This window comes from Amycolatopsis sp. NPDC003676 (assembly GCF_053587275.1).
In genome coordinates, this window is the sequence record NZ_JBSFNS010000110.1 from 1 (window position 1) to 15,244 (window position 15,244).

14 protein-coding genes are annotated in these 15,244 nt (G+C 68.3%); 10 read left to right on the forward strand and 4 right to left on the reverse strand.

From position 1 onward, the window contains the following. Nucleotides 1-1,089, forward strand: a 1,089-nt coding sequence (locus ACWDNU_RS37495) for an acyl-CoA carboxylase subunit beta (protein ID WP_449672331.1), incomplete at its 5' end; no start/stop codon positions are given. Nucleotides 1,090-1,652: 563 nt separating this feature from the next. Beyond that, nucleotides 1,653-1,931 (forward strand): acyl-CoA carboxylase epsilon subunit, encoded by a 279-nt coding sequence (locus tag ACWDNU_RS37500; protein ID WP_449672340.1) that lies wholly within the window; start codon nucleotides 1,653-1,655, stop codon nucleotides 1,929-1,931. 403 nt (nucleotides 1,932-2,334) lie between these two features. Here ACWDNU_RS37500 and ACWDNU_RS37505 read toward each other — a convergent pair whose 3' ends face one another. From ACWDNU_RS37505 to ACWDNU_RS37515, 3 genes are read right to left on the reverse strand one after another with little or no spacing between them, the layout of a single operon-like run. After that, complete coding sequence (locus ACWDNU_RS37505; protein WP_067580506.1) at nucleotides 2,335-2,988, reverse strand: response regulator transcription factor; 654 nt, start codon at nucleotides 2,986-2,988, stop codon at nucleotides 2,335-2,337. Between the two features lie 23 nt (nucleotides 2,989-3,011). Continuing rightward, entirely contained in the window at nucleotides 3,012-4,127 is a 1,116-nt protein-coding gene (locus ACWDNU_RS37510; RefSeq protein ID WP_370934846.1) for a sensor histidine kinase, read from the reverse strand. Next, nucleotides 4,118-5,380 carry a nucleotide disphospho-sugar-binding domain-containing protein gene (locus ACWDNU_RS37515; protein WP_449672332.1) on the reverse strand — a complete coding sequence of 421 codons (1,263 nt, stop codon included), beginning with the start codon at nucleotides 5,378-5,380 and terminating at the stop codon, nucleotides 4,118-4,120. Before ACWDNU_RS37515 ends, ACWDNU_RS37510 begins: the two co-directional genes overlap by 10 nt. A 232-nt stretch (nucleotides 5,381-5,612) precedes the next feature. On the opposite strand from ACWDNU_RS37515, the gene ACWDNU_RS37520 reads away from it, so the two are divergent. Together ACWDNU_RS37520 and ACWDNU_RS37525 are read left to right on the forward strand one after the other, a co-directional pair. Next, nucleotides 5,613-6,545 (forward strand): proline iminopeptidase-family hydrolase, encoded by a 933-nt coding sequence (locus tag ACWDNU_RS37520; protein WP_449672333.1) that lies wholly within the window; start codon nucleotides 5,613-5,615, stop codon nucleotides 6,543-6,545. After that, the gene (locus ACWDNU_RS37525; protein ID WP_344272038.1) at nucleotides 6,538-7,497 is read left to right on the forward strand and encodes an ACP S-malonyltransferase; all 960 of its coding nucleotides are present in this window, start codon (nucleotides 6,538-6,540) and stop codon (nucleotides 7,495-7,497) included. The genes ACWDNU_RS37520 and ACWDNU_RS37525 overlap by 8 nt, the downstream gene beginning before the upstream one ends. Here ACWDNU_RS37525 and ACWDNU_RS37530 read toward each other — a convergent pair. Then, the gene (locus ACWDNU_RS37530) at nucleotides 7,490-7,735 is read right to left on the reverse strand and encodes a phosphopantetheine-binding protein (RefSeq protein ID WP_449672334.1); all 246 of its coding nucleotides are present in this window, start codon (nucleotides 7,733-7,735) and stop codon (nucleotides 7,490-7,492) included. The two genes, ACWDNU_RS37525 and ACWDNU_RS37530, sit on opposite strands and share 8 nt — an antisense overlap. Nucleotides 7,736-7,969: 234 nt before the next feature. On the opposite strand from ACWDNU_RS37530, the gene ACWDNU_RS37535 reads away from it, so the two are divergent. The 6 genes from ACWDNU_RS37535 to ACWDNU_RS37560 all read left to right on the forward strand — a co-directional run bounded on the left by ACWDNU_RS37535 (nucleotide 7,970) and on the right by ACWDNU_RS37560 (nucleotide 15,199). After that, nucleotides 7,970-9,466: an AMP-binding protein gene (locus ACWDNU_RS37535; RefSeq protein WP_449672335.1), complete on the forward strand. Its 1,497-nt coding sequence runs from the start codon at nucleotides 7,970-7,972 to the stop codon at nucleotides 9,464-9,466. A 121-nt stretch (nucleotides 9,467-9,587) separates the two neighbouring features. Further along, nucleotides 9,588-11,057, forward strand: a complete 1,470-nt coding sequence (locus tag ACWDNU_RS37540) for an AMP-binding protein (protein ID WP_449672336.1) — start codon at nucleotides 9,588-9,590, stop codon at nucleotides 11,055-11,057. Beyond that, nucleotides 11,054-12,268, forward strand: a complete 1,215-nt coding sequence (locus tag ACWDNU_RS37545) for a type III PLP-dependent enzyme (protein WP_449672337.1) — start codon at nucleotides 11,054-11,056, stop codon at nucleotides 12,266-12,268. Before ACWDNU_RS37540 ends, ACWDNU_RS37545 begins: the two co-directional genes overlap by 4 nt. Then, nucleotides 12,265-12,741: a cobalamin B12-binding domain-containing protein gene (locus ACWDNU_RS37550; RefSeq protein WP_370934852.1), complete on the forward strand. Its 477-nt coding sequence runs from the start codon at nucleotides 12,265-12,267 to the stop codon at nucleotides 12,739-12,741. Before ACWDNU_RS37545 ends, ACWDNU_RS37550 begins: the two co-directional genes overlap by 4 nt. Next, complete coding sequence (locus tag ACWDNU_RS37555; protein ID WP_449672338.1) at nucleotides 12,738-14,006, forward strand: methylaspartate mutase; 1,269 nt, start codon at nucleotides 12,738-12,740, stop codon at nucleotides 14,004-14,006. The genes ACWDNU_RS37550 and ACWDNU_RS37555 overlap by 4 nt, the downstream gene beginning before the upstream one ends. Continuing rightward, nucleotides 14,003-15,199, forward strand: a complete 1,197-nt coding sequence (locus tag ACWDNU_RS37560; protein WP_344272061.1) for a cytochrome P450 — start codon at nucleotides 14,003-14,005, stop codon at nucleotides 15,197-15,199. The genes ACWDNU_RS37555 and ACWDNU_RS37560 overlap by 4 nt, the downstream gene beginning before the upstream one ends. Nucleotides 15,200-15,244: the final 45 nt, after the last annotated feature.

The following is a 15,244-nucleotide window of genomic DNA, read 5'->3' on the forward strand; positions in this document are numbered from 1 at the left end:
TCCTCGGGGGTCATTCCGCAGATTTCGGTGATGCTCGGCCCGTGTGCTGGCGGTGCCGCGTATTCGCCCGCGTTGACGGATTTCGTGTTCATGGTGCGCGAAACCTCGCAGATGTTCATCACCGGTCCGGACGTGGTGCACGCGGTGACCGGCGAGGAGATCACCCAGAACGGCCTCGGCGGCGCAGACGTGCACGCTTCGACGTCGGGTGTCGCCGCCTTTGTCTACGACGACGAACCCAGCTGTCTTGAGGACGTGCGGTACCTGATTTCGCTGTTGCCCTCCAACAACAACGAGATGCCGCCGGTGGAGCCGACGGCCGATCCGGCGGACCGTCGTACGGACAAGCTGCTTGAGGTGGTGCCGACGGACTCGGCGCGCGCGTACGACATGTGTGCCGTGATCGAGGAGATTGTCGACGACGGTGAGTTCCTCCAGGTGCATGCCGGTTGGGCGACGAACGTGGTGTGTGCTCTGGCGCGGCTGGACGGGCAGGTGGTCGGGATCGTGGCGAACCAGCCGGCGACGCTCGCCGGGGTGCTCGACATCGAGGCGAGCGAGAAGGCCGCGCGGTTCGTGCAGACGTGCGACGCGTTCAATATTCCGCTGGTGACGCTGGTCGACGTGCCGGGCTTCCTGCCCGGGGTTGACCAGGAACACGGCGGCATCATCCGGCACGGCGCGAAGCTGCTGTACTCCTACTGCAACGCGACGGTGCCGCGAGTGCAGGTGATCCTGCGGAAGGCCTACGGCGGCGCGTACATCGTGATGGACTCGCGGTCGATCGGCGCGGACGTTTCGCTGGCGTGGCCGACGAACGAGATCGCGGTGATGGGTGCGGAGGGTGCGGCGAACGTGATCTTCCGGCGCGAGATCAACGCGGCCGACGACCCGGAGGCGGTGCGGCGGCAGAAGATCAAGGAGTACAAGACCGAGCTGATGCATCCTTACTATGCCGCCGAGCGAGGGCTGGTCGACGACGTGATCGAGCCCGGCCGGACGCGCGAGATGCTGATCCGGTCGCTGGCGATGTTGCGGGCCAAGCACGCCGACGTTCCGGCGCGCAAGCACGGGAACCCGCCGATGTGATGGCGGTCGGGGCTGTGCGGCTGGGAACGGGGGATGTGATGGGGTCGGTTGGGGTGGCGGATCCGGGGACGGGCGTGGGGGTTCTTGCCGCGGGCCGTGAATCGGGTGCGGCTGAGTTGTCTGCGCAGGATGGGTCGGCTGCGGCACCGGGCGGTTCAGCTGCGGCCGAGTTGTCTGCACAGGATAGGTCGGCTGCGGTGCCGGGCGGTTCAGCTGTGGTTGGGCTGGAGATGCCTGAGGTGCCGGGGGATTCGGCTGGTTCTTCCGGGCGGCCTGGTGAGCGGGGAAGCGTGATAGCCGCACCTGCAGTTGCGGCCAAGGCGAATTCGTTTTCTTCGCCTGCGGAATCTCCCGAAGAACCGGGCGGTCCGGATGCAGTCGGGGCAGGAATCCTTGCGGAGAATAGAGATTCTGTTCGCCGGGATCCCGCTGGGACGCATCGTTACCGGCGCGACGCGATCGCCGCGTTTGCGGACGCGGCCAGGGCAGAGGTCCCTGCAGTGCGGGATTCGGCTGAGGGGGAAGCTGCCGGGCCGCACGGTGGGCAGGGCGCTGCGATAGCGATGTGTTCAGGCGCGGCCACGGTGGAGGCCCCTGCGGTGCCGGGGGATTCGGCTGGACTCGAAGCTGCCGGGCAGCGCGATGAACAGCGTGTTGCGACGGTAGCGCCCGCAGTACGTGTGGTGCGTGGGAATCCGGACGACGTCGAAGTGGCTGCGCTGGTGGTGGCGTTGGCTGCAGTCGGTCAGGTGGCGGCGTCTGGGCGCGAGGAAATTGCTGTGCCGTCACCTCGGCAACCGTCGACAAGGTTTGTTCCGGCGACGAGCTGGCGGGCGCGGTAGCCCGGTCCGGCGATGCAGTGAAGGAGCGGGGTCCGCATCGGCGCAGGCTGATGCGGACTTTTCTCAGCGCGGCAGTTCCGGCTTGGGCGGCCGCGCGAAACCCCGGTCTTCGAGAGCGCCACGTTGAGCGAAGCGACGGTCTCGAGAGCGGCCGCGACGAGCGACGGGTGGCGGAAGCGTTGCGCCACAAGAGAACAACTACATCGTCCACAACGGACGACACGGGGACAGGTCCAAGATCCATATCTCCAAGCTACCGCCGCCCGTCGAACATCTGCACGGTATCGATCCGGTGAACCAGCTGCGATGGTGTTGTCCGGGCAGCGCGGCGGTTCGGGGGACAGGCGTGCGCCGCAGTGCGGTCCAGGTAGGCAAGAACCGTGCGGGCAGGTCGGCCTAGAGGTCAGGCGTGCACCGCGGTGCTGTCCAGATACGTAAGCACAGCACGGATCCGGCGATTCTGATCCCGGCTGGCCTCCAAGCCGAGCTTCGCGAAGATGTTGCTGATGTGGTTCTCGACCGCTCCCTGAGTCACCACAAGCGCCTTCGCGATGGCCGTGTTCGACAGGCCCTGGGCCATCTGCGCCAGCACCTCCGTCTCCCGCGCCGTCAACGCCTCCAACGGATCCCGGCTGCGGGACAGCATCTGGGCGACCACGTCCGGGTCAATGGCTGATCCGCCGCCGGCGACGCGGCGGACGGCTTCCAGGAAGTCGGCTACGTCGGCGACTCGTTCCTTCAGCAGGTAGCCGACGCCGGACGTGCCTTCCGCGATCAGGTCTACCGCATAGCTTCCTTCGACGTACTGCGAGACCACCAAGACCGGCAGGCCGGGGATTTCCTTGCGGGCGGCCAAAGCCGCGCGCAGGCCCTCGTCGGTGAAGGTCGGGGGCATGCGGACGTCGGCGATCACCAGGTCGGGGCGGTGGTCTCGGATGGCCACCAGCAGGTCGTCGCCATTGTCCACCGCGGCGGCGGTTTCGATGCCGACGTCCGCCAGCAGGCTTTGTACTCCAGCGCGCAAAAGCACCGAGTCTTCCGCGATCACGACGCGCATTTTCCTTGCCTCCACAACAGGATTCACCAGCGGACGGGCAGATCGGCCCGCACGACGGTGGGGCCGCCGGCGGGGCTTACGACGGTGAGCACGCCGTCGATCGTGGCGGCGCGGTCGGCCAACCCGGCCAGGCCGCCGCCGGGGCGCATCGAGGCGCCGCCGTGGCCGTTGTCGGTGATTTCCACGACCACGGTGTCGTCGTCGCGGGTCACTCGCACGGACGCGCGGTCGGCGCCGGAATGTTTGGTCACGTTGGTGAGCGTTTCGCTCACGATGAAGTACGTCGTCGTTTCGACAGGTGCGGGCGGACGGGGTTGTACGGTAACCTCGACCTCAATAGGGATAGGCATTCTTGCGGTAAGAGAAGACAACGCGGCGTCCAGGCCCCGATCCTGGAGCACCGGCGGATAGATCCCGCGCGCCAGGTCGCGCAACTCCGAGACAGCGAGCTTCGCGTCGGCGTGCGCGGCTCCGATGAGTTCGCGGACCGCGGTCGGGTCGTCGAGATCGAGTTTGAGCTGGGCGCGGCCCAGGCTCATCGCGACGGACACCAGCCGCTGCTGTGCGCCGTCGTGCAGATCGCGTTCGATCCGGCGGCGTTCGGCCTCCACCGCGTCGACTCCGCGTGCTCGCGAGTTCTGCAGCTGCACCGTGCGCGCTTCCAGTTGCGCGGTGCGGTTGGGGCCGAGGAACGACGCGGCCAGTTCACCGTGCATCGCCCCGATGCGCGGTGCCACGAAAATACCGAAAGGAGGTACTGCGGTGGACACGACGCCCGCCACGAATTCCACGATGCCCAACGGAAAAGCGATCAGCACGAACGCGAACTCGCGCCAGGTGGCGGGGTCGAGCAGCCGCGCCTGCCACACCGCGAGCATGCCGGGGCCTGCCGGACGGCGGCGGACGGGTTCGGCGATGGCCACGCCGAGCATCTGGTGCGCCCAACGTCGTTCGAAGGCACAGTACGAGCGCATCAGGGAGGTCGCGACCAACAAGATGGGGATGCCGACCCACAGCATCGTCGTCCCGACGCCGACCAGCATGGTCACGAGGATCAACACGAACGCCGCGAGCCGGATCGGGAGGCTCAGCACGAGAAACCCGATCGTCCGCATGGTCGGCGGCCGCGTCACGGGCATTGCGCGATCCGTTCCAGTTCCGGCACGAGGTCGTCGAGAGTGGGCGTCGCCAGCATCTCGTCGCGCACCTCGAGCGCACACTCCCGAAAGGACGGTTCTTCCAGCAGCCGGCACACTCCGTCGCGGACACTCGCGGGTGTCACGTCCTCGAGGTCCACCAGCAATCCGTTGCCGCGCTTCACCTGAGCCACCGCGGAGCCGCGTTCGCTCCACGTGGTGCCTGGGATGACCAGCTGCGGGACGCCGTTCACCACCGCGTTGCCGATCGTTGCTCCGCCGCCCTGGTGCACGATCGCGGAGCACGAGGCGAGGAGTTCGTTCATCGGCACGAAATCGACCGCGCGGACGTTGTCCGGGATCGCGCGCACGGACGCGAGCTGTTCCGCGTTGAGCGTGGCGATCACTTCGATGTCGAGGTCGGCGAGCCCGTCCAGCAGGTCCCCGACGGAGGTCTCCTCGACGCCGAGCGTCTGCCGGTTGGAGATGCCGAGGGTGAGCATCACCCGCGGCCGCTCCGGCTTCTCCAGCACCCAGGACGGGATCGCCATCGGCTTGTTCTGCGGCACGAACCGGGCCGGGAGGTAGTCGACGTCCACGCCGTCGTACCGCAGATACGACGGATGACAGTCGATGGTCCGCACGCCGTAGCGGAGGGCTTCGTCGTAGTCGGCTCCGAACCGGGCGACCTGGGCGGATATCCACGTCACGAACGGGTCCGGCGAGCTGTCCTCAGGGCGGCTGGCTCTGAGGTCGCGGTACTGCGCGCCGAGGCGGGCGGTCTGGTCGGCGGCGTACATCATCCGCAGGTGCGGCACCCCCATGGCGTGGGCGACGATCGGCGCGGCGTAGATCAGCGGGTCCCACACCACGAGGTCCGGCTGCCACTGCCGGGCGAAGCGGACGAGTTCGTCGAGCAGCAGGTCCGGCGTGGTCCAGCGGTACACGTCGACCCAATGCTCGTACACGTTGCGCACGTACTCGTCGGTGTAGCGCTCGGGACGGCTTTCCGAGAGCCGGAATTCGCCGTGCATCGCGTTGTTGCCGTCGACCTGCTGCTGCCGGTGGCGGGCGATGTCGAGTTCGTCGCCGAACCACATGGCGTCCAGCCCGGTTTCGGTGAACGGCGCGACCTCGCGCGGGTTGCGCTGCCCGACGAAGCGGACCTCGTGCCCGGCCGCGGCGAGCGCCCAGCCCACCGGAGCCATGCTGTAAACGTGCGTCCTCGTCGGGAAGACCATCAGCATCACGCGCATCGCGGCAGCTCCGGGTTCGTAGTCACGGGAGAACAAAGGAAACGGTAGGGCCGCGCCAGTCCCGGGCCCACCCGGTAGGGGACCCCTGAATCCGGCCCGGGCAAGGAGGATTTGGCTCGGCTTTAGATGCCCCTTAGGGGCTATGGCGCGCGGGCCGCGGCGGATAGACAGGTAATCGGATCCGGCCGCTCTGCGCCGGAGACGGACGAGGGAGGCGAACGAGGTGATGAGCATGGCCGTGGCGCCCACCGCGAAAGGCTGGGTCCCGTTCGGCGAGCACCGCACCTGGTACCGGGTCACCGGGCGACCGGGAGGAGCGGCGCCCGCTGTGGTCGTGGTGCACGGCGGGCCGGGCAGCACGCACGACTACCTGCTGAGCCTGACCGAGCTCGCCGGGCACGGATTCCCGGTCGTGCACTACGACCAGCTCGGCAGCGGCGGGTCGAGCCGGCTGCCGGACGCCGAACCCGGGTTCTGGAACCCGGAGCTGTTCGGCGACGAGCTGGACAATCTGGTGCACCGGCTCGGCATCGAGGACAACTACGTCCTCTATGGACAGTCGTGGGGCGGCCTTGTCGTCGCGCGGCACGCCGCCGAGCGTCCGGACGGCCTGCGCGGGCTGGTGATCGCCAACTCGCCGGCGTCGTACGAGCTGTGGCGCGACGAGATGGACCGGTTGCGCGCGCTGCTTCCGCCCGGCGTCGACGAAGGCCTGCGGGCCCACGAAACGGCGGGCACCACGGACACGCAGGAGTACTTCGACCTCATGCGCGTCTTCTACGACCGGCACGTCTGCCGCGTGCTGCCGTGGCCGCCCGACTACGTCGCCTCGTTCATGGAGATGGCCGACAACAACACCGTCTACTCGGTGATGAACGGCCCCAGCGAGTTCACCGTCACCGGCACGCTCGCGGACTATTCGGTGATCGACCGCCTCGACGACATCGAGGTGCCGACCTTGCTCATTTCCGGCGCGCACGACGAGGCCACACCGGCCACCGTGCAGCCGTACTACGACCGGATCCACGACGTGCGCTGGGAGATCCTCCCGGAATCGAGCCACGTCCCCCATCTCGAGGAACCGGAACGGTTCCGCGAAATCCTGCTGGGATTCCTGCAGGAAGTCCATTCCCCCGCCGAAAGAGAGGTCGCCAGTCATGGATGAGGCCAGCCAGGCCGGATCGGCGGTCGTGTTCCCCGGGATGAGCCCGTGCCGGTTCGTCGACTTCGGCAAGTTCCTGCTCATCAACCCGTTCGCGCGCAGGCTCATCAAGGACGCCGACGACCGGCTGGGCTACTCGCTGGTCGACCGCTTCCGCGAGGCCGAGGGCGACTACTCCGAGTACGCCCAGGTCGGGTTCATGCTCACCTGCGTCGCGCTCGCCGAGTGGGCCGAACAGGAGTACGGGATGAGCCCGGACTACTGCACCGGCCCGAGTTTCGGCGAGAAACCGGCCAGCGTGTACGCCGGTTCGCTGACTTTCCCGGACGCGGTGTGGATGACCGCGAAGCTCGCGCAGTGCCTCGACGAGTTCTTCGCGACCGAGCACACCGACGTCGTCACGCACTCGTTCGTCCGCACCCCGGAAGAGAAACTGCGCGACGCGCTGACGGAACTCGACGGGCGCGGCGAGTGGGCCGACATCTCCTGCTACATCGACCACGACTTCTACATGGTCTCGGTGCGGGAGCGGAACCTCGACTGGCTCAAGCAGACCGTGCGGAGCATGGGCGGGCTGTCGCTGTACACGATGCGTCCTCCGCTGCACTCGCGCGCGTTCGGCGCGTTGCGGCGCAAGGCCGAGGACGAGGTGCTCGGCGGCCTCGACTTCCATGATCCCCTCCTTCCGATCATCGCTGATCAGGACGGTTCGGTGCTGCGGTCCGGCGAGCAGGTCCGCACGATGCTGCTGGACAGCATCGTCGAGCCGCTGCGCTGGCCGGACGTCGTCTCGTCGCTCGAACAGCTCGGCGTGCGCAAGCTGTGGGTGGCCGGGCCGGACACGCTGTTCGGCCGTGTCCGGGCCACCACCAGCCGGTTCGAGGTGACCACGGTGAACCCGCGGCTCGCGCTGCAGCCGCGGCGGCGCGGCGCGGGTCCCTCGCGGGTCAGCTAGCCGGCTGCAGCTGCGACAGCGTCGTCCAGAGGCGTCCGGGGTTCTCGAACGTCTCCAGGTTCAGCGCGTCGTCGGAGAACCGGACGTTGTACTTGTCCTCCAGCACCGCCAGCAGTTCCACCGTGGCGAGCGAGTCGAGGCCGTACTCCTTGAGCGGGGTCTCGGCGGTCAGCGCTTCGTCGGCGGGCAGGAACGGGAGGTACGGGCGGAGGGCTTCGTCGAAAGAGCTGTCCCACATGGCTACTCCGGTGGCTGGGTCGGGCACTTCACCAGGCGGGGAAACCGACCGCCCGGTTCGGTTTTGAACTCTACCCCGCGCCGCCGTTCCCGAGCGACGCGTCAGCACCCCTATTGCTAACCCGGCCAGAGCCGACCGACCCCCGACCCGGCACGGAACCGTTGCCGCGAAGCCACGAGGCCGTGACTGTGGTCGGGGTTGGCAGCGATCGGCACAGTAACGCGGAGGACCACGATGGACACGACGACCACCTCGGGACTGCACGCGCGATTTCTGCGCGGGCTGGCCCGTTCCGAGTCCCGGCCGGCGGTCAGCGTCGGCGGGCAGACGTTCACCTACGGCGAGCTGCACGAGCGGGCGTTGCTGTGGGGCGGCGCGCTGGCGGAGTCCGGCACCCGCACAGTAGGGGTGCTGGCCGGGAAGGGAGTCACCGCGTACGCCGGGATTCTGGCCGGGCTGTACGCGGGGGCGACGGTCGTCCCGCTGCGGCCGGACTTCCCGGCGGCCCGGACCGAGCAGATGGTCGAAGCGGCGGAGGTAGACGCGCTCATCGCCGACGAACGCGGTCTGACCGTCGCTCCGTCGGTGAAAACGCTTCTGGCGCCGGAGGTTAACCAGCAAGGACTGAAGGCGGCGCAAGCACTCAGCGAGCCCAAGGACGTGCGCCCGGAGGATTCCGCGTACGTGCTGTTCACCTCGGGCTCGACGGGACGGCCGAAGGGAGTCCGGATCGGCCACGGCTCCACCGAGCATTACTTCGGCCTGCTCGACGCGCGGTACGACTTCACCCCGGACGACGTCTTCTCCCAGACGTTCGACCTGAACTTCGACTGCGCGATGTTCGACCTTTTCTGTGCCTGGGGCGCGGGTGCGGAAGCGGTGGTCCTGCCGGGAGCGGCGTACCGGAACGTGCCGGCGTTCGTGGCGGAGCGCGGCCTCACCGTGTGGTTCTCCACGCCGAGCGCGATCGATCTGGTGCGCCGCACCGGACGGCTCACCCCGGGCGCGATGCCGGGCCTGCGGTGGAGTTTCTTCGCCGGGGAAGCGCTGACCGTCCGCGACACCGCGGATTGGCGGGCGGCGGCGGGCAATTCCGTGACCGAGAACCTCTACGGCCCGACGGAGCTGACCATCACCGTGGCCGGGTACCGGTGGGACGACGTGGAAACCCCGCGGATCGCGGTGAACGGCGTGGTGCCGATCGGTGCGGTGCACGAGGGTCATGAATACGTGCTCATCGACGAGAACGAGGCGGGGGAGGGCGAACTCGCCATCGCCGGGCCGCAGCTGACACCGGGCTACCTCGACCCGGCTGACGAGAAAGGCCGGTTCCTCGACCGCGACGGGCAGCGGTTTTACCGCACCGGCGACCGCGTGCGTCGGCTCGGCGGGGACGACTTGGCGTACCTCGGGCGGCTCGATTCGCAGGTGCAGGTGCTCGGCTGGCGCGTGGAACTCACCGAGGTGGAGCACGCGCTGGAGACGTGCGGGGTGCAGGCGGTGGCGCTCGGCGTCCAAGGCGACGGCGGGACCGAGCTGTTCGTCTTCTACACCGGACCGCGGCGGCCGGTGATCGAACTGGTGCGCGCGTTGCGGGAGGTGCTGCCCGAGGGCGTGATCCCGCGGCGGTACGAGCACGTCGAGGAGTTCCCGCTGAATTCCAACCGCAAGATCGACCGGAAAACCCTGGCGGCGCGGGCCGCGGAGATCCTGAGCCCGGTGCCCGCCTGAGCGGCAGACTGCCAGCTAGGGGCCGTTAGGGGTGTGGATCACCGCCTGCGCGCGGATAGCTTTTTGCGACGTCGGGGAGCTATCCCGCGCAGGCACGGTGATTCTACGAATCCTTTCGGGAGTGGCAGTCGTGAACGAATCCGGTTCTCTCGTCCATGCCCTGCTCGACGCGGCGGTGGCCAGTGCGCCGGACGCCGCCGCGGTGCGCGACCGGGCGGGGGTGTGGACGTATGCCGAGCTGGCCGCTTGGAGTCACGCGGTGGAGGCGGTCCTCGCGCGGCGCGGGGTGCAACGCGGCGATCGCGTGGTGGTGCAGCTGCCGACGGACCGCGCGCTGGTCGCGCTCTTCCACGGGACTTCCCGCCGAGGCGCGGTGTTCGTGCCGATCAACCCGGCGATGAAGCAGTTCCACTTCGACTCCGTTGTCGAGAACGCCGAACCGGTGCTGATCGTCCAGCCGACCGAGTTCGCTCCACTGTGGACGGAAGTCGAAGAAGCCTACCGCGACAAAACTCGCACAGAGCCGACCGAGGTCGACTTGGACGACGTCGCGGTCCTCGTTTACACCTCCGGCAGCACGGCCGCGCCCAAGGGCGTCATCGGGCCGCACCGGCAGGTCACCTTCGCGGCCGGCGCGATCCAGGCGGTGCTGGGCTACCGCCAGGACGACGTCGTTTTCTGCCGGTTCCCGATGTCCTGGGACTACGGCCTGTACAAAGTCCTCCTCTCGACGCTCGGCCGCAGCGAAATCGTGCTCGCCGACGCCGAGTCCGATCTTCGCCTCCTGCAACGGATGCGTGAGGTCGGTGCGACGGTGGTCCCGATCGTGCCTTCGCTCGCGACGATGATCGCCACTCTGGCCGAGCGCGACCAGGGCGAACCGGCTCCGGTGCGGTTGTTCACCAACACCGGTGCGGCGCTGCCGGATTCGACCATCGAGAAGCTCCGCAACGCTTTCCCGGGCGTCCGTGTCGTCCGGCAGTTCGGCCAGACCGAGTGCAAGCGGATCACCGTGATGCCGCCCGAGGAAGACACTGAGCGTCCGGGTTCGTCGGGCCTCCCGCTGCCCGGCACGACCGTGCACATCCTCGCCGCCGATGGAACTCCGTTGCCTGCGGGCGAAATCGGCGAGATCGTGGCCGCTGGTCCGCACGTGATGCCCGGCTACTGGCGCGCCCCGGAGCTGTCCGCGCGAGCGTTCCGCCGCGACGAGGCCACCGGTGAACTCCGGCTGCACACCGGCGACTACGGACGACTCGACGAGGACGGTTACCTCTACTTCGAGGGCCGCCGCGACGACATGTTCAAGCGCAAGGGAATCCGGATGTCCACTTTGGAGATCGAAGCGGCCGCGATGGACATCCCGGGCGTGCGCGCGGCGGGTGCGATCCCGCCGAGCGAGACCCGCGACCTGGCGATCTGCGTGGAAAGCGACCTGCCGCCGACCACGGTGCTCAAGGAACTGGCGCAGCGGCTCGAGCCGCAGAAGGTGCCCGCGCTGTGCCACGTCGTGGACGAGTTCCCGCTCACCGCGCACGGCAAGAACGCGACGAAGGAACTCGCCCTGCTGGTGGAAGGTGCCCGCAAATGAGCAAGTACGACGAGCTGGCCGCACGGTTCGGCACGCCGGCTTACGTGTACGACCTTGACGTGACCGCCCAGTCGCGCGATCAGCTGTTCAGCCTGCTGCCCGAGGGGTTCGCGGTCTACTACGCGCTGAAGGCCAACCCGCATCCGGACATCGCAAGGGAACTCCGCGAGGGCGGTTGCCGCGCGGAGATCAGCTCGACCGGCGAGCTCGCCAACGCGCTGACCGCCGGGTTCGCGCCGGAGGACATCCTCTACACCGGCCCGGGCAAGACGGACGGCGAACTGGACGCGGCGATCACCGCGGGCGTCCGGCTGTTCTCCGTGGAATCGCTGACTGACCTGCAGCACGTCGGTGCCGCGGCGGAACGGCAGGACACGGTCGCGCGTTGCCTGCTGCGGGTGAACACCACGCAGGGCAGTGCGTCGACCGGGATTCGGATGATGGGCCGTCCGTCGCAGTTCGGCGTCGACGCCGAGACGTTGCCGGAGCTGATGCCGCTGTTCAAGGCGGTTACCGGAGCGAAGATCGTCGGCGCGCACTTCTTCACCATGAGCAACGCGCAGGACGAGGACGCACTGCTCGGCGAGTACGAGTTCGTGCTGCAGTCGGCCGCGCAGCTGCGCCAGGAAGTGGGACTGCCGCTGGAGCTGCTCGACATCGGCGGCGGGTTCTCGTCGCCGTACGCGGTTCCCGGCGAGCGCACCGACTACCCGAAGCTGCGTAACGGTTTGGAGCAGCTGCTTGACCTCTACCTGCCCGAGTGGCGCAGCGGTGCGGTGGAGCTGGCGTGCGAATCCGGCCGCTATCTCTCCGGGACTTGCGGGACGCTGCTGGCGGGCGTCGTGAACGTGAAGGAGAGCCGCGGCCACCGGTTCGTCATTCTCGACGCCGGAATCAACGTGGTCGGCGGACTTTCCGGCATCGGACGGCTGCTGCCCGCCGCAGTTGGGGTCGAGCAGATCGGCGACAACCCGGGGCAGCTCGTCGGTCCACTGTGTACTCCCGGTGATTCGCTTTCTAAGGCTGCGAAGCTGCCCGAGCTGTCGGCCGGGGACCTGCTGACTGTGCCGAACGTGGGTGCGTACGGCGTCACCGCGAGTCTGATCAGCTTCCTCGGCCGTCCCGCGCCGACCGAAGTCGTGGTCCGCGGCGACGAGGTCATCTCGGTGTCTCGGTTGGACTATCAGCGAGCCTATGAGGTGTCGCTATGAGCGAGGAAGTCCGCGCTTACGGCGGCAGCATCGTCGAAGAACCCAGCGGGCGCACGGTGATCGTGAGCAGCATGGCGTCGGACTCGCACACCTGGAACCTCGTCTACCTCGAACTTCTCGTGGGCGAACTCGGTTTCGACGTCGTGAACCTCGGCGCGTGCGTGCCGGACGAGCTGCTGGAGTCCGAATGCGTCAGCCGTCGTCCGGCGATGCTGGTGCTGAGCAGCGTCAACGGACACGGCTACCAAGACGGACTGCGGGTCGTGCAGCGGCTTCGAGCGATCTCCGAGCTGCGTCGGCTGCCGATCGTGATCGGCGGAAAACTCGGCACCGGCGGTCCGCTGTCCGACGAGCAGACCGCGGAACTGCTGTTCGCCGGGTTCGACGGGGTCTTCGACGAGCAGAACGCCGCCGCCTTCCGGCACTTCGCGGCCACGCTTCCCGGCGGGGTCAGCCAGTTGGAGGGAGCGTGAGCTTCGAGCGGTTCGTAGCGCAGCGGCACGCGGCCGGGGAACTGGTCGTGCAGCCGCGCATGGGCTTCGACAGTCCGGCAGCGATGCGTGCCGGGCTGGTCGCGACCAAGCTCGCGAACGCCGCGACCGTCGGCACGCTCACACTCGACAGCTACACCCGCGTCCGCGACACCGATTCCGCGGAACACGCGCTGCGCAACGGAATTCCGCTCAACGGCTACCCGATCGTCAACCATCCGCCCGAGGTGACCCGGGCCATGCTCGACGGTCTCGAAGGCCCGGATTTCCCGGTGCAGGTCCGGCACGGTTCGGCCCGGCCGGTGGACATCTTCCGCGCGATGATCGCCGCCGGTCTGCACGCCACGGAAGGCGGCCCGATCTCCTACTGCCTGCCCTACAGCCGCACACCGCTCGACGAATCCGTGCGGAATTGGGCGTACTGCTGCGATCTGCTGGTCGACGCGGAACATCCGGGCGGCCGTCCGCATCTGGAGACGTTCGGCGGCTGCATGCTCGGACAGCTGTGCCCGCCGAGCGAACTGGTCGCGATCAGCGTGCTGGAAGCGCTGTTCTTTTACCGCCGGGGCGTGCGCAGCATTTCCGTCAGCTACGCGCAGCAGACGAACCTCCAGCAGGACCGTGAAGCCGTTGCCGCGCTGCGCCGGTTGTGCGCGGAGTTCCTGCCGGAAGCGACTTGGCATGTGGTGATCTACGCCTACATGGGCCTCTTCCCGCGCACCCCCGACGGTGCGATGTTGTTGCTGGGCAAGGCCGCCGAGTTGGCGATGAGTACCGGTTCAGAGCGGCTGATCGTGAAGACGGCCGCCGAAGCCCACCGCATCCCGACCGTCGCCGAGAACGTGACCGCGCTTGAACACGCGGCGGCCTCGGCGAAAGGCATCAAGGCCATTGTGGACGAAGACAACCAGGTCTACCGCGAGGCTTACGCCCTGGTCGACGCGGTCCTCAACAGCCACGGCGATCTCGACCGCGCGCTCGTGGTCGCCTTCAAACGCGGTCTGCTCGACGTGCCGTACTGCCTGCACCCGGACAACGCCGGGCAGGCGCGCAGCACGCTCGACGCGGACGGCCGGCTCGGGTGGTCCGAGCTCGGTTCGCTGCCGTTGCGCGGGATCGCCGAGCGCGCGCCGAGCGGCCGGATCACCTCGTCGACGCTGATGTCGGCGCTTTCCTACGTCCAGCACACCCATGACACCCAGGCATTGGAGCAGCCGATGACCGCGATCGGAGGGGAACCGCGATGAGCACTCGCCGGACTGTCCGGGCGTATCCGTTCGACATGCACGAGACGTCCGTTTCCGAGACCTACCACCAGTTGCAGCGCGACGAGCCGATGAGCCGGGTGCAGTTGCCCTTCGGCGAGCAGGCTTGGCTGGCGACGAAGTACGCCGACGTGAAGCTGGTCAGCGCCGACCCCAGGTTCAGCCGGGAGCTGGCCCAGGGCCTAGACCAGCCGCGGATGCGCCGCCAGCAGATGGGCGACGGCATCATGGGGATGGACCCGCCGGACCACACCCGGCTGCGCCGCTTGGTGATGAAGGCGTTCACCGCGCGTCGGCTGGAGGCGATGCGCGAGAGCGTCCGCGTCCTGACGCACGAGCTGATCGACGCGATGATCGAGAACGGCGCGCCCGGCGACCTCGTCGAGGATCTCGCGCGACCGCTGCCGGTTACGGTGATCTGCAATCTGCTCGGCGTGCCGAAGGAAGACCACACGATCTTCCGCGAGTGGACCCAGGCGCTGGTCAGCGACGCCACGGCGAAGGGCGACGTGCTCGACGTCTACGGCGATCAGTTGGACAACTACGTGGCCCAACTGGTCGCGCAACGCCGCGAGGACCCGACCGACGACCTCCTCGGCGCGCTGGTCTACGCCCGCGACGCGGGGGACAAGCTCTCCGAGAACGAGCTGATTTCGATCGCCGGCGCGGGCCTGCTCACCGGCGGCGTGGAGACGGTTTCCTCGGCGCTGCCGAGCTTCATCTTCACCCTCCTGACGCAGCCGGAACTGCTCGCGCAACTGCGGGCGCAGCCGGAGATCATGCCGACCGCGGTGGAGGAGCTGCTGCGGTGGGTGCCGATCAACACCGCCGCGATGTTCGCCCGGTATGCCCGCGAGGACATCCGGATCGGCGACGTCGTGGTGCGGGCGGGCGATCCGGTGCTGCCCGCGCTGCACGCGGCGAACCGCGATCCGGAGGTGTTCGCGAACCCGGACGTCATCGACCTCACCCGCAGCCCGAACCCGCACGTCGCCTTCGGGCACGGCCCGCACCACTGCATCGGGGCGCAGCTGGCCCGGCTGGAACTGCAGGAGGCGCTGAAAGCGATTCTGGAACGGTTCCCGGAATTGCGGCTCGCGGACGGGCGCGACGGCGTGAAATGGGAGTACGGGGTGATCGTGCGCGGCCCGTCGCTGCTGCGCGTCGCCTGGTGATTTCCCGCCCCTAACGACGTTTTCTGGGGATCCGGCGCGGCGCGA

Bases quoted from the DNA above. Each gene is read 5' to 3' on its own strand.
- ACWDNU_RS37500 (WP_449672340.1), top strand. From the start codon at position 1,653: ATGTGTTCAGGCGCGGCCACGGTGGAGGCCCCTGCGGTGCCGGGGGAT.
- ACWDNU_RS37505 (WP_067580506.1), bottom strand. From the start codon at position 2,988: ATGCGCGTCGTGATCGCGGAAGACTCGGTGCTTTTGCGCGCTGGAGTA.
- ACWDNU_RS37510 (WP_370934846.1), bottom strand. From the start codon at position 4,127: ATGCCCGTGACGCGGCCGCCGACCATGCGGACGATCGGGTTTCTCGTG.
- ACWDNU_RS37515 (WP_449672332.1), bottom strand. From the start codon at position 5,380: ATGCGCGTGATGCTGATGGTCTTCCCGACGAGGACGCACGTTTACAGC.
- ACWDNU_RS37520 (WP_449672333.1), top strand. From the start codon at position 5,613: ATGGCCGTGGCGCCCACCGCGAAAGGCTGGGTCCCGTTCGGCGAGCAC.
- ACWDNU_RS37525 (WP_344272038.1), top strand. From the start codon at position 6,538: ATGGATGAGGCCAGCCAGGCCGGATCGGCGGTCGTGTTCCCCGGGATG.
- ACWDNU_RS37530 (WP_449672334.1), bottom strand. From the start codon at position 7,735: ATGTGGGACAGCTCTTTCGACGAAGCCCTCCGCCCGTACCTCCCGTTC.
- ACWDNU_RS37535 (WP_449672335.1), top strand. From the start codon at position 7,970: ATGGACACGACGACCACCTCGGGACTGCACGCGCGATTTCTGCGCGGG.
- ACWDNU_RS37545 (WP_449672337.1), top strand. From the start codon at position 11,054: ATGAGCAAGTACGACGAGCTGGCCGCACGGTTCGGCACGCCGGCTTAC.
- ACWDNU_RS37550 (WP_370934852.1), top strand. From the start codon at position 12,265: ATGAGCGAGGAAGTCCGCGCTTACGGCGGCAGCATCGTCGAAGAACCC.
- ACWDNU_RS37560 (WP_344272061.1), top strand. From the start codon at position 14,003: ATGAGCACTCGCCGGACTGTCCGGGCGTATCCGTTCGACATGCACGAG.